17 protein-coding genes and 1 tRNA gene are annotated in these 18,641 nt (G+C 72.9%); 9 read left to right on the top strand and 9 right to left on the bottom strand.

The genetic code is table 11. The features are described from left to right. On the top strand, positions 1-376 hold a 376-nt coding region (locus HLB15_RS16585; RefSeq protein ID WP_212759979.1), incomplete at its 5' end, for a hypothetical protein. A gap of 9 nt (positions 377-385) precedes the next feature. Next, positions 386-823, top strand: coding sequence for a VOC family protein (locus HLB15_RS16580; protein WP_171106867.1), 438 nt, complete (start codon positions 386-388; stop codon positions 821-823). Positions 824-919: 96 nt separating this feature from the next. Here the strand turns inward: HLB15_RS16580 and HLB15_RS16575 are convergent, their stop codons facing one another. Continuing rightward, positions 920-1,831, bottom strand: a complete 912-nt coding sequence (locus HLB15_RS16575; protein ID WP_171106866.1) for a Bax inhibitor-1/YccA family protein — start codon at positions 1,829-1,831, stop codon at positions 920-922. 223 nt (positions 1,832-2,054) lie between these two features. Here HLB15_RS16575 and HLB15_RS16570 point away from each other — a divergent pair, with 223 nt between their 5' ends. Further along, the gene (locus HLB15_RS16570) at positions 2,055-3,038 is read left to right on the top strand and encodes an ABC transporter ATP-binding protein (RefSeq protein ID WP_229785550.1); all 984 of its coding nucleotides are present in this window, start codon (positions 2,055-2,057) and stop codon (positions 3,036-3,038) included. Continuing rightward, the gene (locus HLB15_RS16565; RefSeq protein ID WP_171106865.1) at positions 3,035-3,931 is read left to right on the top strand and encodes an ABC-2 transporter permease family protein; all 897 of its coding nucleotides are present in this window, start codon (positions 3,035-3,037) and stop codon (positions 3,929-3,931) included. Before HLB15_RS16570 ends, HLB15_RS16565 begins: the two co-directional genes overlap by 4 nt. Positions 3,932-4,044: 113 nt before the next feature. Here the strand turns inward: HLB15_RS16565 and HLB15_RS16560 are convergent, their stop codons facing one another. Together HLB15_RS16560 and HLB15_RS16555 are read right to left on the bottom strand one after the other, a co-directional pair. After that, positions 4,045-8,064: an efflux RND transporter permease subunit gene (locus HLB15_RS16560; protein ID WP_171106864.1), complete on the bottom strand. Its 4,020-nt coding sequence runs from the start codon at positions 8,062-8,064 to the stop codon at positions 4,045-4,047. A gap of 175 nt (positions 8,065-8,239) precedes the next feature. Next, positions 8,240-9,475 carry an MFS transporter gene (locus tag HLB15_RS16555; protein WP_171106863.1) on the bottom strand — a complete coding sequence of 412 codons (1,236 nt, stop codon included), beginning with the start codon at positions 9,473-9,475 and terminating at the stop codon, positions 8,240-8,242. Between the two features lie 73 nt (positions 9,476-9,548). Between HLB15_RS16555 and HLB15_RS16550 the strand changes: the two genes are divergently transcribed. The 4 genes from HLB15_RS16550 to HLB15_RS16535 all read left to right on the top strand — a co-directional run bounded on the left by HLB15_RS16550 (position 9,549) and on the right by HLB15_RS16535 (position 11,784). Beyond that, positions 9,549-10,031, top strand: a complete 483-nt coding sequence (locus HLB15_RS16550) for a MarR family transcriptional regulator (RefSeq protein ID WP_171106862.1) — start codon at positions 9,549-9,551, stop codon at positions 10,029-10,031. A gap of 116 nt (positions 10,032-10,147) precedes the next feature. Beyond that, positions 10,148-10,375, top strand: coding sequence for a hypothetical protein (locus HLB15_RS16545; protein WP_171106861.1), 228 nt, complete (start codon positions 10,148-10,150; stop codon positions 10,373-10,375). 46 nt (positions 10,376-10,421) lie between these two features. Continuing rightward, a complete protein-coding gene (locus tag HLB15_RS16540; protein WP_171106860.1) occupies positions 10,422-11,099 on the top strand; it encodes an ArsR/SmtB family transcription factor in 678 nt (225 codons plus the stop codon). An 82-nt stretch (positions 11,100-11,181) separates the two neighbouring features. Then, positions 11,182-11,784 carry a ClpP family protease gene (locus tag HLB15_RS16535; protein WP_171106859.1) on the top strand — a complete coding sequence of 201 codons (603 nt, stop codon included), beginning with the start codon at positions 11,182-11,184 and terminating at the stop codon, positions 11,782-11,784. 42 nt (positions 11,785-11,826) lie between these two features. On the opposite strand, the gene HLB15_RS16530 is transcribed toward HLB15_RS16535, so the two are convergent. Further along, positions 11,827-12,306, bottom strand: coding sequence for a helix-turn-helix domain-containing protein (locus HLB15_RS16530; protein ID WP_171106858.1), 480 nt, complete (start codon positions 12,304-12,306; stop codon positions 11,827-11,829). 163 nt (positions 12,307-12,469) lie between these two features. On the opposite strand from HLB15_RS16530, the gene HLB15_RS16525 reads away from it, so the two are divergent. After that, on the top strand, positions 12,470-14,707 hold the full coding sequence (locus HLB15_RS16525) for an ATP-binding cassette domain-containing protein (RefSeq protein ID WP_171106857.1): 2,238 nt from the start codon (positions 12,470-12,472) through the stop codon (positions 14,705-14,707). Positions 14,708-14,722: 15 nt separating this feature from the next. Here the strand turns inward: HLB15_RS16525 and HLB15_RS16520 are convergent. The 5 genes from HLB15_RS16520 to HLB15_RS16500 form a co-directional block, all read right to left on the bottom strand. After that, positions 14,723-14,796 (bottom strand) — tRNA-Leu (locus tag HLB15_RS16520). A 111-nt stretch (positions 14,797-14,907) separates the two neighbouring features. Then, positions 14,908-16,365 carry an NAD(P)/FAD-dependent oxidoreductase gene (locus HLB15_RS16515; protein ID WP_171106856.1) on the bottom strand — a complete coding sequence of 486 codons (1,458 nt, stop codon included), beginning with the start codon at positions 16,363-16,365 and terminating at the stop codon, positions 14,908-14,910. A gap of 156 nt (positions 16,366-16,521) precedes the next feature. Further along, positions 16,522-17,472 (bottom strand): Ppx/GppA phosphatase family protein, encoded by a 951-nt coding sequence (locus HLB15_RS16510; protein ID WP_171106855.1) that lies wholly within the window; start codon positions 17,470-17,472, stop codon positions 16,522-16,524. A 93-nt stretch (positions 17,473-17,565) separates the two neighbouring features. Beyond that, positions 17,566-18,057 (bottom strand): DUF501 domain-containing protein, encoded by a 492-nt coding sequence (locus HLB15_RS16505; protein ID WP_373291107.1) that lies wholly within the window; start codon positions 18,055-18,057, stop codon positions 17,566-17,568. Positions 18,058-18,095: 38 nt separating this feature from the next. Next, on the bottom strand, positions 18,096-18,641 hold a 546-nt coding region (locus tag HLB15_RS16500), incomplete at its 5' end, for an FtsB family cell division protein (RefSeq protein WP_249360240.1).

Genomic DNA, 18,641 nt, shown 5'->3' with positions numbered 1-18,641 from the left:
GGCCTGGGCCGGTGCCGGGTTCGCCGCGCTCTACTTCGGGGCCGAGATCTTCGGCCTGCGCACCCTCGCCCAGGCCGCGCTGCGCGACGGCGACCCGGTCCCGCTCGCCGACGTCGAGGCGCTGCGTCTGCAGCCGGGCGCGGTCGCGCTCTTCGGCGCCGGGCTGCTGCTGCTCGCGGTCGCCGGCGTGCTCCTCGCGGTGGCGCTGTGGCAGGCGGGGCCGGGCGCGCGCTGGGCAGGCGTCCCGCTCGCCGTCGGTCTGGTGCTGGTGCTCCCGCAGTTCTTCGGCGGGCCAGGGCTCCGGATCGCGCACGGGGTCCTCGTCGCGGCCGGGTGCGTGCTGGTGGCCGCCGTCCTGCAGCGTGCCCGCCGTTAGGGTGGGCGGATGGCAGCAGTGAGGCAGGTTCAGATCACGTTCGACTGCGCGGACCCGTGGCGCGTCGCCCGGTTCTGGTGCGAGGTGCTCGGCTACGAGCTCCCGCCCGCGCCCGACGGGTTCGCCTCGTGGGAGGAGTACGAGAGCTCCCTCCCGCCGGAGAAGCGGGGTGAGGACGGCGCCGCCGCCGTCGACCCCACAGGAGCCGGACCCCGGCTCTACTTCCAGAAGGTGCCCGAGGGCAAGGTCGTGAAGAACCGGGTGCACGTCGACGTGCGGGCCGGCACGGGCCTGACCGGCCAGGAGCGGGTCGACGTGCTCGAGGCCGAGTGCGCGCGGCTCGTGGCCCTGGGCGGCACCCGGCTGTACCTGCTGGAGGCCGACGAGGAGAACGAGTCGTGCCTGACGATGCAGGACGTCGAGGGCAACGAGTTCTGCCTCGACTGAGACGGCGCGCTCGGGGAACGAGGCCGGGTACGACGAAGGCGTGAGCCCCGTGCAGGGCTCACGCCTTCGTCGTACCCGCGAGGAGTCGGACCCGCGTTACTCGCGCGCGAAGCTGGAGACGATCGCCAGGAGGCGGAGCAGCTCCAGGTACAGCCAGACCAGCGTCACCAGCAGGCCGAAGGCCGCGGCCCACGCCATGCGGGCCGGCGCACCGGCCTCGACGCCGCGCTTGATCGAGTCGAAGTCGACGATGAGCGACGCGGCCGCCAGGCCGACGGCGACGAGGCCGACCACGATGCCGACGATGCCGCCGCCCCAGGAACGCATGCCGAACTCTCCGAGCACGCCGGTCCACATGAGGACCAGGTTGACCAGGGAGAACAGCGCGTAGCCGAGCATGGCGAACATGAGCCAGCGCGTGAACTTCGCGGTCACGCGCACGCGGCCGCTCTTGAACAGGAACAGGCTCACCGCGAACACCGAGACGGTGCCGAGCACGGCCTGCAGGACCACGCCGTCGTACAGCGTGTTGAACATCAGCGAGATCGCGCCGAGGAACGCGCCCTCGAACACCGTGTAGGCCACGATGAGCGCCGGGCTGGGGTTCCGCTTGAACGCGTTGACGAGGCCGAGCACCAGACCGCCGATGAGGCCGACGATCATGACGCCGCCCAGCAGCTCGCGGGGCACCAGCGTCCAGGTCGCGGCGGCGACGACGACCAGGAGGGCGAGCAGCCCACCGGTCTTGACGATCACGTCGTCGTAGGTCATCCGCTTGGTGTCCGCCGTGGTGGCGGACGGCGAGCGGTACATCGCGTCCAGCTCGGCCGCGTCCATCGCCTGCTGGCCCTGGGCGCCGTACTGGCCGTACTGCCCGGGCTGCGGCGGCGTGCCGTATGCGGGAGTCTGGGTGGGATAGGTGGCGGTGCCGCCACGTGACGCACCGGGCGCACCGGTGCGACGGGGCTCACCGAAGACGTCGCTTCTCGAAAAGACGGGGTTGCTCATCTGCTCCTCCTGGTCTGTCTGACCATCCTAGGGAACGCTGGGCAGGCCTTGGGAGTTCCCAGGTCATCCCTTCGGATGAAGTACGTCCCTCCGGGGGATGACCGGGGCCGTATATGCGTGCGTCGTGCGCATCCGGATCCCTAGTCTCGTGGGTGACCAGTCCTGTCGCGACCGACCGGCGCCGAACGGCCGCCGGATGGCATGCCAGATGGAAGGGCAAGTGATGATCGAGGCCGAAGGCCTGACGAAGAGGTACGGCGCGAAGACCGCCGTCGACGGTGTGACCTTCACCGTCCAGCCGGGCAAGGTGACAGGCTTCCTGGGCCCGAACGGCGCGGGCAAGTCGACCACGATGCGCATGATCGTGGGCCTGGACCGCCCCACGGCCGGCCGGGTCACGGTGAACGGCAAGCCGTACGCCGCGCACCGCCGTCCGCTCGCCGAGGTGGGCGCCCTGCTCGACGCCAAGGCGGTGCACACGGGCCGCTCGGCACGCAACCACCTGCTCGCCATGGCCGCGACGCACGGGATCCCGACCACGCGTGTCGACGAGGTGATCGACCTCACGGGCCTGCACGCGGTCGCGAGCAAGCGCGTGGGCGGGTTCTCGCTGGGCATGGGCCAGCGGCTCGGGATCGCGGCCGCGCTGCTCGGCGACCCCCGCACGCTGATCCTCGACGAGCCCGTCAACGGCCTCGACCCCGAGGGCGTGCTGTGGGTACGCAACATCGCGAAGTACCTGGCGTCGGAGGGCCGCACCGTCTTCCTGTCCAGCCACCTGATGAGCGAGGTCGCCCTGACGGCCGACCACGTGATCGTCATCGGGCGCGGCCGCATCCTCGCCGACGCACCCGTGCAGGAGATCGTCGACGGCGCCGAGCGCAAGCTCGTGCGCGTCCGTTCGCCGCAGGCCACGGAGCTGGCCGAGCTCCTCACGGTCAACGGCGCGGAGGTCGACGGCGTCGAGCCCGGCCTGCTCGAGGTGCGCGGGAGCACGGCGGTCGCCGTCGGCGAGCTCGCCGCGGCGTCGCGCATCGTGCTGCACGAGCTCACCCCGGTCGCCTCGACGCTCGAGGAGGCCTACATGTCGCTGACGGCCGACGCGGTCGAGTACCGCTCGGAGGACATCACGGGCGCCGACGGCCAGGCACAGGACGGCGTCGACGAAGGACAGCTCGCAGGGGATCTCGAAGGGAACAAGGCATGAGTGCGACGGTCACCGCCCCGGCGGGCGGCAACGAGTCCGCCCCGGCGCCGGCGAGGCGCAGCCGGGTCCGCAACGTCACCTTCCCGCGCATCCTGCGCTCGGAGTGGATCAAGCTGTGGACGCTGCGCTCGACGTGGTGGACGCTCGGCTCCACCGTCGTCATCATGGCCGGGTTCGCGCTCATGATGGCCGTCGTCGTGCAGTTCCTCAACGACCAGATGGCCGACGTCGAGATGGCGGCGGAGGACCAGGCGTCGATGGACGCGGTGCTCGGCGCCCCGACCGTCATCGCGGGCGGCTACGAGTTCGCGGCCCTCGTGGTGGGCGTGCTCGGCGCCATGGTCATCACCGGTGAGTACTCGACGGGCATGATCCGCTCGACGTTCGCGGCGAACCCCGGTCGCCTGGGCGCGTTCACGGCGAAGGCGACCGTGCTCGCGGCCGTCACGGCCGTGCTGACCTCGGTCTCCCTGCTGCTCGGCTGGCTCGTCAGCTACCCGATCCTGAACGCCAACGACATGACCCTCGACTGGTCCGACGGCGAGGCGGTGCGCAAGCTCTACGGCGTCGTCATCTACACGGTGCTCGTCGCGCTCTTCGCGCTGGGCATCGGCACGCTGCTGCGCCACACGGCGGGGGCGATCTTCACGGTCGTCGCGGTGTTCCTGGTGATCCCGTTCATCTTCCAGATCGTCGTGGCGTTCGCGTCGAGCCTCGACTGGGTGCTGACCGTGAACAAGTTCCTCCCGAGCGTCGCGGGCTCGGCGATCACGCCGAACGGCGCGCAGGTGCCCGAGGTGCTGGACCCGTGGGTCGGCATCGGCGTGCTCGGCGCGTACACGGCGATCGTGCTGATCGCCGGGGCGATCCGGCTCAAGGCGCAGGACGCGTAGGCGGTCCTGCGGAGGCCGCGCCGCGGGCTCGCGTGACGGGGAGCAGACGATGTCTGCTCCCCGTCACGCGTCTGAGGGGGTTCCTTCGGGAGCCGGGTCGAGGTCGCGGCGGGTCAGTCGACCGGGTCGAGCGGGTGCGGCCAGAGGGGCGGGTCCTGGCGCCGCGGCCGGCGCACGGGCAGGGCGTGCTCGGGCGCGCGGCTGTCTCGGGCCTGGCCGTTCTGGGCCTGGCCGTTCTGGGCCTGGCCGTTCAGGGCCTGGCCGTTCAGGGCCTGGCCGTTCAGGAACTGACCGTTCTGGGCCGGCCCGCTCGGGACCTGGCCGTTCGCGGGCGGCGGCAGGTGTCGGTCCGGCCGCTCGGCAGGCGGCGGCTGGTACGGCACCGCCCGGTCCGCGGGCCAGGTGCGCGAGGGCGGAGCCGGCCGTGGCGTGCCGTGCGGCGGCCGGGCCTGGGCGGACGGCCAGGCGGCCTCGTCCTGCACCGGCCAGGTGCTCGGCGGCGGAGCCGCCTGTGGCGGCGTGCGCTGCTGGTCGGGCCGGTGCTGCGAGGGAAGCGCGTAGCGCTCCGGCCGCACTGTGTGCGGCTCGGATGCCTCCGGCCACCCCGACGACCGCCCCGGCACCACGCCCGCCGGACGTCGGGCGACCTGCCCGTCCGGCGCCTGGACGGGCGTCGGCTTGCTGTGCCGCCCCGGCCTCGTCCGGTCCGGCCCGGCGCCGAGACCCTGGCCGAGCCCATCGCTCGTGAGGTCCTGACGGGCGGTCGGCGGCACCGGCCCCGCGGCCGCGGTCTCCGCCACGGGCGGCCAGGCCGCGGAGGGCGCGGCGGCGTGCCCCGGTGGGTGCTGGGCCTCGCGCCGGGCGACAGCCTGCCGCCCGACCGTCTGGAACGCCCCGGTCGCCACGCTCGGGAACGCGCCGGTCAGCGGCCTGCGAGAGGTCCGGCCGGCCGCGTCGTCCGCGGCCCGGCGTCGTTCCGCGCGACGCTCGAAGAGCGTGTAGATCACCGGCACCACGTACAGCGTGAGCAACGTCGAGGAGACGAGGCCGCCGATGACCACGAGGGCGAGCGGCTGCGAGATGAACGCCCCGCCGCCCGTGACGCCGACCGCCATCGGCGTCAGCGCGAAGACCGTGGCGAGCGCGGTCATGACGATGGGCCGCAGCCGCTTGCGCGCGCCCTCGCGCACCGCCTCGTCGAGCGCCGTGCCGTCCTGGCGGTACTGGTTGATGAGATCGATGAGCACGATCGCGTTCGACACCACGATGCCCACGAGCAGCAGCGTGCCGATCAGCGCGGGGACGCCCAGCGGCGTGCCGGTCGCCACCAGCGCGACCAGCGCGCCCACGCCCGCGAACGGCACCGAGACGAGCAGGATGAACGGCTGCGCGAGGCTGCGGAACGCCGCCACCATGACGATGAACACGAGCGCGACCGCCGCGAGCAGGGCCAGCCCGAGGTCGGCGAACGCCTCCGCCTGGTCGGCCGCGGCCCCACCCACCGTGACGGTCGCACCGGCGGGCAGGTCGAGCGCGGCGACCCGCGCGTTCACAGCCTCGGTGACGGCGCCGAGGTCGTCGCCCGCCGGCGTCACCGACACGGTCGCGGACCGGTCGCCGTCGATGCGGCTGATCGACGTCGCGGTCTCGGCCACCTCGACCCGCGCCACGTCGCTCAGGGGCACGGCGCCCGTCGCCGTCGGCACGGGGATCTCGCCGATCTCCGCCATCGTGGTCGGGGTCTCCCCTGCCACGAGCGTCACGGTGACCGGGCCCTCGTCCGTCCGCAGCTCCCCCATGTCCTGGCTGCCCGCCATCGCGGCCGACGCGACCCCGGTGACCTGGGTCTCCGTGAGGCCGTGCTCGGCCGCGACGGCGCGGTCGACCGTCACCTCGACGATCTCCTGCGCCGCCGACAGGTCGTCGCCGACCTCGGCCACGCCGCCGACCCCCGCCATCGCCTCGCGCACCTGGCCGGTGGCCTCCCGCAGGGCCGCGACGTCCCGCGCACGGACCACGAGGTCGACCGAGGAGGTCCCCACGGAGTCGCCCGCCGCGACCGACACCTCGGTCGCCGGCTCCTCGGTCAGGCCCCCGACGGCGGCGCGGATCTCGGCGGCGGCCGCCGCGCCGTCGGCGTCCTCGTCGAGCGTGACGGCGAACGACGCCTTGAGGTCGGCGCTCGCGCCGCCGAACGCCGCCATCGACAGGTCGCCGCCCGAGCCGACGGTGGCCTGGACGCTCTCCACGGCCGGCACGGCGGCGAGCGCCTCCTCGACCTGCCGGGCCGCCTCGTCCTGCCCCGCGAGCGAGGTGCCCGGCGCGTAGTGCTGGGTGACGGTCACGGTGTCCTGGCCGCTGTCGCCGAGGAAGCTCGTCTCGAGCCGCGGCGTCAGCGCCACGGTGCCGCCGAGGACGACCACCGCGAGCACGATCGTGACGACCGGCCGGGCGAGCGCGCCGTCGAGCGTGGGCACGTAGACCCGCTGCCACAGGCCGCGGCTCTCCCTGTCCTCCGCCGCCTCGCGCACGGACGCCGCCGCGCGGCCCGCGGGCCGCGGGGGCCGGATGAACCAGTACGCCAGGACGGGCACGATCGTGAGCGCGACGAGCAGCGAGGCCAGCATCGCGATCGACACGGTGAGCGCGAACGGCCGGAAGAGCTCGCCGACCATGCCGCCGACGAACGCGATCGGCAGGAACACGGCGACGGTGCAGATCGTGGACGCGGCGATGGCGCCGCCGACCTCGCGCACGGCCGTGAGGACCGCCTCGGTCCGGTCGGTGCCGTACGACATGTGGCGCTTGATGTTCTCGATGACGACGATCGCGTCGTCGACCACCCGCCCGATCGAGATGGTGAGCGCGCCGAGCGTGAGGATGTTGAGGGTGTAGCCGCCCGCCTGCATCGCGATGAACGTGACCGCGAGCGACAGCGGGATGGAGATCGCCGAGACCAGCGTGGACCGGAGCGACACGAGGAAGACGAGGATGACCAGGACGGCGAAGACCAGGCCGAGCCCGCCCTCGGTGGCGAGGCCGTGGATCGAGTCCTCGACGAACGGGGCCTGGTCGAACACGACGGCGGTGGTGACACCGCGCTCGTCGAGCGTGTCGGCGACCTCGGCGACGGCGAGCGCGTCCTCGACGGCGTGCGAGACATCGACCGTGTTGGCCTCCGGCGTCTTGGTGACCGCGAGGCCGAGCGAGGCCTCACCGTCGAGCCGGGAGTAGGACGTCGCCTCGACCGGCGCGAGCTTCACGGTCGCGACCTCGCCGACGAGCACAGGGGCGGCGGGGGGCGCGAGGTCGGGCGGGGCGGCGGGTGGCGTGCCGGCGGCCTCGTCCGGTGCGCCGCCGGCCACCTCCTCCCCGCCGGCGCCGCCGGCGCCGCCCGGGACGACGGGGAGCTGCTTGAGCTGGTCGACCATGTCGACCGGCGTACCGAGCTGGACGGACCAGGCCCGCCCGCCCTCGGTGATCTCGCCCGCCGGGACGACGACGCCGTTGTCCTGCAGCACCGTGGTCAGGTCCTGGGGTGTGAGGCCCGCCGCCGCGAGCCGCTCCGGGTCGGGCCTGACCCGGACCTCGGTCTCCTGCTGTCCGGTGACGGCGACGGAACGGACGCCGTCCACGTCCTCGAGCGCCGGGACGACGACGTTCTCGACGGTGTCGGCGAGCGCGCCGGGGCTCCTGTCCCCCGCGACGGCGAGCTGCACCACGGGCACGTCGTCCACCGACCCGGTCGTGACCTGGGGGCTGACGTCCTGCGGGAGCCGGGCCTGCGCGCCCGCCACGGCGGTCTGCAGACGCTGCGTCGCGGTCTCCATGTCCGTGCCGTAGACGAACTCGACCGTCGTCAGCGAGACGCCGGTCGAGGACGTCGACCGCACGGACTCCACGTCGTCGACGGAGGCGATCGCCTCCTCGATGACGTCGGTGACCTGCCCCTCGACCACCTCCGGCGACGAACCGGGGTACAGCGCGCTCACGATGCCGGTCGGCAGCTGCAGGGACGGGATGAGCTCCTGCTTGAGCCCCGTCATGCTCAGGACGCCGAACACCGACGCCGCGATCGTCACCAGCGCCACGACGGCTCGGTTCGCGAGGGACAGCCGGGCGAGACGGAACACGGGGACTCCACGGTGCGGGCGACGTTCGGGCACGGACCGCCGTGCGCCCGAGCCGGGCCGGCCCGGACCAACGGGTGAAAAACGACCGAAGTCCCCAGAGTAGGGCAGGGCCCCGCACAGACGGCAAGCGGGCGCTGTGGCGGGCGGCGCGCCGCCCGCTGTGCCCGCTCCCGCGTCAGAGCTCGGAGAGCGCCTCCTCCGGCGTGCCCTCCGCCTGCCGCGCGCTCCGGTTCCAGCGCCGCCACAGCACGCGCTCGCCCAGCGGGCGCGCCATGACGTGCGCCGTCACGAGGAACACGACCACGCCCACGAGCAGCACCCCGGACGCGACCCAGAAGGGCGAGGCCATGCCGACCGTCTCGGAGAGCAAGCCCGCCACGACGGGCGCCGGCGCGGCGAAGCCCCAGCGCACGAGGTTGAACGCCCCCGTCGTGACCCGGCGGTCGGGGTCGCCGAGGGCGAGCGAGAGATCGGTCAGGTTGGCGTTCGCGACACCCATGAACACACCGGCCACGACGGTCACGGCGATCGAGCCGGCCGTGCCCACGCCAACCGCGAGCAGCACGACGCACAGCAGCACGCCCGCGACGGCGACGCCGAGCGTCTGCACGAAGCCGATGGCGTGCGCGAGACGGTGCCCGACGCCGAGGATGCCGACGGCGACACCGATGCCCCACGCGGTGAACACGAGGCCCAGCGGCACCACGTCGAGACCGAGGAAGACGGGCACGTAGCCGAGCACGACGAAGAAGACGAAGTTGTAGGCGGCGGTGACGACGGCGAGCGACAGGAAGCCCGGCTTGCGGAACAGCCCGAACACCTGCCCGAGCCGCAACGGCACGGGCCGCTCCGCCGGATCCTTGAGCCGGGTGGCGGACACCACGAGCGCGACCACCATGAGCGCACCGCACACGAAGAACGGCACGCGCCAGCTCAGGTGGCCGAGGAGGCCACCGAGCAGCGGCCCGACGGCGAAGCCCAGACCGACGCAGGTCTCGAAGAGCCCGACGACCCACTCCCGGTCCCGGGCGAGCGCGACGAGCAGCACCATGGCGGTGGCGAAGAACATGGCGTTCCCGAGACCCCACAACCCGCGCAGCACCGCGAGCTGGACGATGTTCCCGCTGAGCGCGGCGAGCACCGCGGCGACGGCGACGAGCGAGACGCCGGTCGCCAGGATCCTCTTGTAGCCGAACCGGCTGGTCGCCATCACGGCGGGGATCATGCCGACCGCCATGACCGCGATGTACGCGGTGAACAGGAGCTCGATCTCCCAGGTGGTCGCACCGATCTCGGCCCCGATGACCGGGAGGATCGGGTCCACCACCGCGATGCCGGCGATGGCGAAGAACGCGGTGAGCGCCGTGGCGTAGATGGCGGTCTTGTTCGGCTCGTTGCGCGTGGCTGCCACGCGGCCTCCTCGAGGGTGCTGCTCGACTCCGGTTTATCTGTATCCCACAGGTAACTGCCTGTAGGCTACACCTATGTCGAAGAGGACGAAACCCTCGGGTGAGGACACGCTGTCCCGCGTCGAGCTCCAGCTCGCCCTCCTGCTGCGCCGGGCCGAGCGCACCAGCGCCGCACGCGGCGCACGCAGCGGGCACAGCCCTGCGCTCGAGCGGTCCGGCTACCTGCTGCTGCTCGCACTGAGCACCGAGGGGCCGCTCGGGATCAACGCGCTGGCGGAGCGGCAGGGACTCGACGCGTCGACCGTCACCCGTCAGGTCGTGAGCCTGGAGAAGGCGGGGTTCGCACGCCGCAGCCGTGACCCCCGCGACGGGCGGGCCGTCCAGGTCGAGGCGACGGACGAGGGGCGGCACCAGCTCGAGCACGAGCGCACGCGGCGCAGCGCGCTGTACGACGAGGTCCTCGCGCACTGGTCCCCGCTCGAGCGCGCCCTCCTCGCCGAGCTGCTCGAACGACTGAACCAGGACCTCGACGCGTTCCGGCGCGCGACGGACGAGTGACGCGACAGGTTCCAAAGAACAGGTTGCAAACACTTGCTTGCAAAGAGTCGTTGGTACTCCTAGAGTGAGGGTCACCGGCCGCACCCGCGCGGCCCCACCGCACCAGGAGGACCGCGATGACCTTCTTCACCCCCACCGCGCCGACCGTCGTCGCGCAGTCCGTCCGTGCCACGCGGGGTACCGCCGCGCCGGCCCGCGCAGGGCGCGCCGCCGACCGGGCGGCGGACCAGGCCGCCGACCGGGCCGAGCGTCGCCGCGAGCACGAGCGCGCCGAGCGACGGCGTGCCTACGCCGAGCGGGTGCGGGACAACCTCGCCGCGCGCCACCCGCTCGCCCTGCGGTGAGCACCCGCTGCGCCGCACGGCGCGCGGAGTGGGTAACGTCCTGTCCATGGCGACAGCGCGCAAGGACTCCCCCGGCACCCCCGTACCGTCGGGACCGCCCGACCTGCGGGTGGCGCCCGACGCGGTCGCGGACGGCCGTCCGGCCGAGCTGGGCCCGGAGGCCCTGCGCGCGCTGGCGCACCCCTTGCGCATCCGGATCCTCGACCTGCTGCCGAGCCACGGCCCGCTCACGGCCAGCCGGCTCGGGGAGATCCTCGGCGAGTCCAGCGGCTCGACGAGCTACCACCTGCGCCAGCTCGCCAAGCACGGCCTCGTGCGCGAGGTGGAGGGCAAGGGCACGGCCCGCGAACGCTGGTGGGAGCGCACGCCCGGCGGGTTCAGCATCTCGAGCGCGGGCAAGGACTCCCCCGCGGGCAGGCAGACCGCCGAGGCCGTGAACTCCGAGTTCCTCCGCCTCCGTCACGAGCGGGTCATGGCTTTCCTGCGCGCGACCCAGGAGGCCGACGAGGAGGCACTGGGTACCTGGCTGGGCGCGACCACGTTCACCACGAACAACCTCTGGGCGAGCCCCGAGCAGATGGTGGCGGTGGTCGAGGCCTGGGAGCAGTTCGCCGCCGAGCACCTGGACCCGCTGCGCGGTCAGGAGGGCGACGCCGGCACCGTCCCGGTCGAGATCCACTTCGACGCGTTCCCGACCGTCGACCTGCACGGCAACCCGCTGTGACCGCGGCGCCGTCTGCCCTGAGCAGATCTGCGGCGGGCAGAGATCGCTGTCACCCGGGGCGCGGGCGCCCGATCGTGGAGGCATGACCGAGACGACGCACCTCCAGCCCTTCGACGACCACCTCGCCGCCAGGCTGCTGCACCAGCGCATCGTGCTGGTCGGCGCCGAGATCGACGACGTCGTCGCGAGCCGCGTGACCGCACAGCTCCTGCTGCTCTCGGCCGAGGACACCTCGGCCGACATCAGCCTCTACCTCAACTCCCCCGGCGGCTCGATCGAGGCGGGCCTCGCCGTGCTCGACACCATGCGGCTCGTGCCGAACGACGTCTCGACGGTCGCCGTCGGGTTCGCCGGCGGTACCGCACAGTTCCTGCTCACGGCGGGCACCCGGGGCAAGCGCTACGCCCTGCCGCACGCCCGCGTCGTGCTGCACCAGCCGCCCGGCGGCGTCGGCGGCGCGACGAGCGACGTCGTGGTCCAGGCGGAGCACGCCCGGCACCTGAAGGACGTGATGACGCGGCTGCAGGCCGAGCACACGGGCCAGTCCGTGGAGACGGTCTCCGCCGACTCCGAGCGCGACCGCTGGTTCACGGCCGAGCAGGCACTCGCCTACGGCATGGTCGACAGGATCGTTGACCGGACGGACGACGTGCGCCCGGGCGGCAAGCGGCGCGCCGGGCTCTGACCCCCGGCTGCCGTGCCGGGGGGGGCTCGGCCCAGTGACCGGTCAGGCCGCCTGCAGGACCGCGTCGCCGCGCCGCGACGCCCCCGGGCCCACGGGCCCCGCCTGCAGCGGGTGCCGCGACGACGAGAAGCCGGCGGCGCGCCGGGCCGCGGACGACAGGACACGGGCCCGACGGCCCTCCTCCTGCTCGGCGAGCGCGATCGCGAGGTCGGCCCAGGCCCGCTCGACGAGGTCGACGAGGCGCATGCCGAGCGCCTCGCACACCGCGGCGAGCACCTCGGAGGAGGCCTCCTTGCGGCCGCGCTCGACCTCCGAGAGATAGGCCGTGGAGACCCGGGCGACGGCGGCGACGTCCGCCAGCGTGCGACGCTGCTCACGGCGGGTCCGGCGCAGGATGGCCCCCACCAGGTCGCGCAGCAGCGGTTCGCGCGTGTGCTCCAGCGTGCCGGCCCTCGCCCCCGGGCCGCCCTCGTCCGTACCGAGCCCCGGAGGACTCGCCGTACCCGTTGAGATCAGTGCCATGTGCCACTCCCGCCGTCGGTACCCGTCACGCTACCCAACCCCACTGAGACGGCGCCGCGTTCCGGCGTCTGCTGCTGGCGTAACGCGGGGGGCACCGAGAGCCGGCGGCGGGCGTGTCAGTAGCTCCTGGCACGATGGGTGCACCGACCAGGAAAGGACACCGGTGTTCGGATCCATCGAGGTGCGCGGGGCGCGCGAGAACAACCTGCGGGACGTGTCGATCGACATCCCGAAGCGGCAGCTGACGGTGTTCACCGGCGTGTCCGGCTCCGGCAAGAGCAGCCTCGTCTTCGGCACGGTCGCCGCGGAGTCGCGCCGCCTGATCGACGAGACCTACTCCGCGTTCGTCCAGGGGTTCATGCCCTCGCGCCCGCGGCCCGACGTCGACACGCTGTCGAACCTGTCGGCCGCGATCGTCGTGGACCAGGAGCCCATGGGGGCCAACGCGCGGTCCACGGTCGGTACCGCGACCGACGCCTGGACGATGCTGCGCGTCATCTGGTCGCGGCTCGGCACGCCGCACGTCGGCGGGTCGAACCTGTTCTCGTTCAACGACCCGCAGGGCATGTGCCCTGCGTGCGAGGGGCTGGGCAGGGTCTCGACCGTCGACACCGACGCGCTCGTCGACCGCACGAGGTCCCTCAACGAGGGGGCGATCACCTTCCCGAACTTCGGCGTCGGCACCTGGTACTGGAAGGTCTACGCCGACTCCGGCCTGTTCGACCCGGACAAGCCGCTCAAGGACTACACCGAGTCCGAGTGGCACGACCTCATGCACGGGCCGGAGCGCAAGATCGTGTCGAGCGGCATCAACGTGACCTACGAGTCGCTCGTCCCCAAGATCACCCGGCTCTACCTGGTCAAGGACGTCGAGTCGATGAAGGGGGCGATGCGCGCGGCGGTCGAGCGGCTCGCGACGTTCGCCCCGTGCCCCGACTGCGGCGGCACCCGGCTCAACGAGCGCGCGCGGTCGTCGCGCATCAAGGGCAGGCACATCGGCGAGGCGGCCGCCATGCAGCTGACCGACCTCGCCGAGCTGGTCCGCGACCTGGCCGACCCGCAGGTGCAGCCCATCCTCGACGGGCTGAGCGACCTGCTGGCGACGTTCGAACAGATCGGCCTCGGCTACCTCTCGCTGGACCGGGAGTCGTCGTCGCTGTCGGGGGGCGAGGCACAGCGCACCAAGATGGTGCGGCACATGGGATCAGCGCTCACGGACGTCACCTACGTCTTCGACGAGCCGACCATCGGCCTGCACCCGCACGACGTGCAGCAGATGAACGCCCTGCTCCGGCGGCTGCGGGACAAGGGGAACACGGTGCTCGTCGTGGAGCACAAGCCCGAGGTCATGGCAGCGGCCGACCACCTCGTCGACATGGGGCCGGGCGCGGGCTCCCACGGCGGCACCGTCGTCTACCAGGGCGACCTGGCCGGGCTGCGGGCGTCCGGCACCGCGACGGGCAAGCACCTCGACCAGGCGGTCACGCTCAAGCAGACCCCGCGCACGTCGACCGGAGCCCTCCGGATCGAGCACGCGACGCTGCACAACCTCCAGGACGTGTCGGTCGACGTCCCCCTCGGCGCCCTGGTGGCCGTCACGGGCGTGGCCGGATCGGGCAAGAGCTCGCTCATCCACGGCTGCCTGCCGCGCGACGGCGTCACCTTCGTGGACCAGTCGGTGATCCGCGGCTCGCGCCGGTCCAACCCCGCGACGTACACCGGCATCCTCGAACCCGTTCGCAAGCAGTTCGCCCGCGCGAACGACGTCAAGCCCGCGCTGTTCAGCGCGAACTCGGCCGGCGCGTGCCCGGAGTGCAAGGGCGTCGGCCTCATCTACACCGACCTCGCGTTCATGGCGGGTGTCGCGAGCGTGTGCGAGGCGTGCGAGGGCCGGCGCTTCACCGACGAGGTGCTCGGGTACACCCTGCGCGGGAAGAACATCGCGGACGTGCTGGCGATGTCGGTCGAGGAGGCCCGCGGGTTCTTCACGGAGAAGGCGGTGCTGCCGATGCTCGAGCGGCTCTCGGACGTCGGACTCCACTACATCTCCCTCGGCCAGCACCTCAACACCCTCTCGGGCGGCGAGCGCCAGCGCCTCAAGCTCGCCATCGAGATGGGCGGGGACACCCCGGTCTTCGTGCTCGACGAGCCGACGGCCGGCCTGCACATGCAGGACGTCGACAACCTGACGGGCCTGCTGGACCGGCTGGTCGACTCGGGGCGGTCGGTGATCGTCGTCGAGCACAACCTGTCCGTGGTGGCCAGGGCCGACTGGGTCATCGACATGGGCCCGGGCGGCGGGCACGACGGCGGCCGCGTCGTCTTCGAGGGCACGCCGGCCGACCTGGTCCGGCACGAGACGTCGCTCACGGGCAGGCACCTCGCCGAGCTCGTGAGCTGACGGCGACGGCCGCGGTGCCCCCACCCGGGTTCGAACCGGGACTGGGCCGGGTTTAAGCCGGCTGCCTCTGCCAGTTGGGCTATGGGGGCGCACCCCAGAGGGTAGTCGCCCCCGGGGTCGGCGGGCAGGCGCCCGATGGACGAAAAGACCGGCGGGCGCGCAGGTCAGCGACCCACGCGCCCGCCGGCACCACAGAGGGCTCAGGCCTGCTTCGCACCCTCGACGTGCGAGATGGACGGCTCCGCCTTCTGCTCCACCTTCTCGCCTGCGGGCTTCGGCGGCACGGACGCGTTGCGGAACTCCTGACGCGGGTCGTGCAGCGAGCCGAGCGACACGAGCTCACGGCCCATGAGGAACTGCCCGATCCAGCCGATGACGATGCGGATCTTGCGGTTGCCGGTCGGCATCGCCATGACGTGGTAGCCACGGTGCGCCAGCCAGGCCAGGAAGCCGCGCAGCTTGATGAAGCCGAACAGCTCGGCGACGCCCTTGTAGAGGCCCAGCGACGCGACGACGCCCAGGTTCTTGTGGTTGTAGTCCACCGTCGGGCGGTCCCGGTAGAGCGCGACCATGTTGTCGGCCAGGCGCTTGGCCTCGCGGATCGCGTGCTGCGCGTTCGGCGGGCAGAACTTGCCCGGGTTGAGCACGTCGGGCACAGCGGCGCAGTCGCCCGCGGCCCACGCGCCCTCGATGATCTGGCCGTTCTCGTCCGCGACCTGCAGGGTCGGAAGCACGGTGACGCGGCCCATCTTGTCGAACGGGAGGTCGGAGGCCTCCTTGATCACCGGGTTCGCCTTGACGCCGGCGGTCCACACGATCGTCTCGGAGTCGAACTCGACGCCGGTCGAGGTCACGACGTGCCCGTCCACGCAGGACGAGAGGAACGTGTTGAGGTGGAACTCGATGCCGCGCTTCTTGAGCTCCTCGAGGGCGTACTCGCCCATCGGCTCCGTGACCTCGGGCAGGATGCGCCCGGCGCCCTCGATCATGACGAAGCGCAGGTCGGACGGCTCGATCGTGTTGTACTGGCGCGTCGCGTAGCGCGCCATGTCCTCGATCTCGGCGAGGGCCTCGATGCCCGCGAAACCGCCGCCCACGAAGGTGAACGTCAGCATCCGCTTGCGCAGGTCGGCGTCCCAGGTGGAGGACGCGACGTCCAGCCGGTTGAGGACGTGGTTGCGGACCGCGATGGCCTCCTCGACGTTCTTGAAGCCGATCGCGCTGTCCGCCAGGCCCGGGATCGGCAGGGTGCGCGACACCGAACCGAGGCCGACGACCAGCTGGTCGTAGGTCACCTCGTAGTCGTCGCCCTCCTCGGGCTGGATCGTGACGGCCTTGCGACCGTGCTCGATCTGCGTGACCTTGCCCTGCAGCACGTCGATGCCCTTGAGCGCCTTGCGGTGCGGTGCGACGACGTCGCGCGCGTCGATGGACCCCGCACCGGCCTCGGGCAGGAACGGCGCGTACGTCATGTACGGACGCGGGTCGACGACGACGATCGCCGCCTCCCGCTTCTTCAGCTTCTTACGCAGGCGCCGCGCCACGTAGAGGCCGACGGACCCGCCGCCGAGCACCACGATGCGCGGCACCTTGCGCGGGCGCGGCGTGCTCGTCGCGTCGGGGGCAGGGCTGACCGAGGTCAGGTCGTTCTGAGGCATGATTCCCAGGGTACCGCGCGCAACGCCTACGTATTGACACGACAAAGCGCGGCGTGCGCGTGATGCCCAGCACGCCGTCGTCGCTGACGGAGTCCTTCGTCTACCTCCACCCTCCCCAACGCACCGCTCCGCCGGGAAGTTCCACGCTTTTCCGGCTTATGCCATCGACAGCGCGATCCCGTCGAGGATGTCCCGTTCACTGGTGACGACGCTGGTCAGCGAGCCGCCGGTGGCCGCGACGTCGGCGGTCACGCGCCGCACCACCTCCGACCAGACGAGCGCGCCCGCGGCGATGACGTCGACGCGCCCCGGGTGGAGGAAGCCCATCCGGAGCCGTGCGGCGCGCGGCGCGGCGACCAGCGCGTCGCACGAGGCGAGCACCGTCTCCACGGGCAGCTCCGCCTGGTCCACGCGGTCCCGCCGGTACTCGGTGAGGCCGAGCGCGTGCGCGGTCACGGTCGTGATCGACCCGGCCAGGCCGACCAGCGTCGTCGTCCTGCCCAGCGGGACGACGTCGGCCGCGGCGTCGAGGTGGGCACGGACGTCGGCGCGCGCCGCCTCGACCTCGGCGGCCGACGGCGGGTCGCTGCGCAGGTGCCGCTCGGTCATCCGCACCGAGCCCACATCCATCGAGAAGCTCGCGTCGACCGAGCCCGTGCCGAGCACCAGCTCCGTCGACCCGCCGCCGAGGTCCACCACGAGGTACGGCCCGGCATGCGCGCCCGCGACGGCGCCCGTCGCCCCGCGGAACGACAGCTGCGCCTCCTCCTGGCCGCTGATGACCTCGACGTCCACGCCCAGCAGGTCCCGCACGCCGTCGAAGAACGCGGCCCGGTTGCGCGCGTCCCGCGTGGCCGACGTCGCCACGAACCGCACGCGCTCCGCACCCGTCCCCGCGATCGCCTCGGCGTAGCGGCGCGTGGCGGCGAGCGTGCGGTCGAGCGCCTCGGGGGCGAGCTCGCCGGTGCGGTCGACGCCCTGCCCCAGCCGGACGACCTCCATGCGGCGGTCGAGCTCGGTGAGGCGGCCTGCGCTGTCGACGTCCGCGACGAGCAGACGGATCGAGTTGGTGCCGCAGTCGATCGCGGCGACGCGTGTGGATGTCACGCGAGCGATTCTCGCAGCCGGTCCCGCTCCCCGACGCCGGACGTGCCGGATCGCGAGAAACGTCACGCCCTGCCCGCGCTCACGGGCAGCGGATCAGCAGGTGCAGCGGTCCGGGCGCCAGGTGTCGCGCACCATCGCGAGCGCCTCGTCGCCCAGCGGGTTCACGCCCGGCCCGGCCGCGAGCGCGTGCGCGAACAGCACGTGCAGGCACTTGACGCGGGTCGGCATGCCCCCGGCGGAGATGCCGTCGATCTCCTCGACGTGGCCGATCGCCTCGCGCTCCGCGAGGTAGTGCTCGTGCGCCGTCCGGTAGGCGGCGGCGAGCTCCTCGTCCTCGGCGAGCCGGGCCGTCATCTCCTTCATGACGCCGTTCGCCTCGAGCGTCGAGGCGGCGGCGACCGCGCCCGGGTGGGTCAGGTAGAAGACGGTCGGGAAGGGGGTGCCGTCGGGCAGGCGCGGCGCGGTGCGGACGACGGTCGGGCGACCGCACACGCACCGCGCGGCGATGCCCACGACGCCGCGCGGCTCCCGGCCGAGCTGCTCGGCCAGCACGCGCAGGTCCTCGTCGGAAACGCTGTCGGTCACGGAGCTCACCGCACCATTGTCCCTCACCGGTGGGGCGGTCACTCGCCGCCCGCGACACGCACCGAGTCCCACACCGTCGAGTACCAGGGGGCGTCGGCGTCCTCGGACGCACCGGGCGACGGCTCGACGACGCCGGGCTCGGGCTCCTCCTCCTGCACCGCGTCGGTGTCGAGCGGGCGCCACACCTTGTCGCCCGGCATGACGAAGCGCAGGCGCGACCGCGCCTGCTCCACGATGTACGACGGGTCGTCCCAGCGGCCGAGCTCGGTCTCCAGCTCCTCCTTCTGGCGCTGCTGCTCGGAGAGCTCGGTGCGCAGCTCGCGCAGCTCGGCCTGCTGCGTGACGGCGGCGCGCACCGTCGGCAGCAGGAGGACGACCGCGAGCAGCACGACGACCGACAGCACCATCGCGCGGACCGTGAGCACCTCGGGCAGCGCGAACCCGAAGCTGCCGCGCTTGCGCTCGGACCGGGGCCGACGGGTCGGCGGGGCCACGCTCGCGGTCGCCGTCGAGCGGCGCCGTGGCTGCGCCGGGCGCTTGGCAGCGGCGGTACCCCCCGGACGCGCGCCGCGCGACGCCGGGCC

The organism is Promicromonospora citrea, from assembly GCF_013004695.1.
Taxonomy (GTDB): Bacteria; Actinomycetota; Actinomycetes; order Actinomycetales; family Cellulomonadaceae; genus Promicromonospora; species Promicromonospora citrea.
Note: the sequence above shows the minus strand (reverse complement) of the source record. Positions and strands in the feature narration are given on the sequence as shown.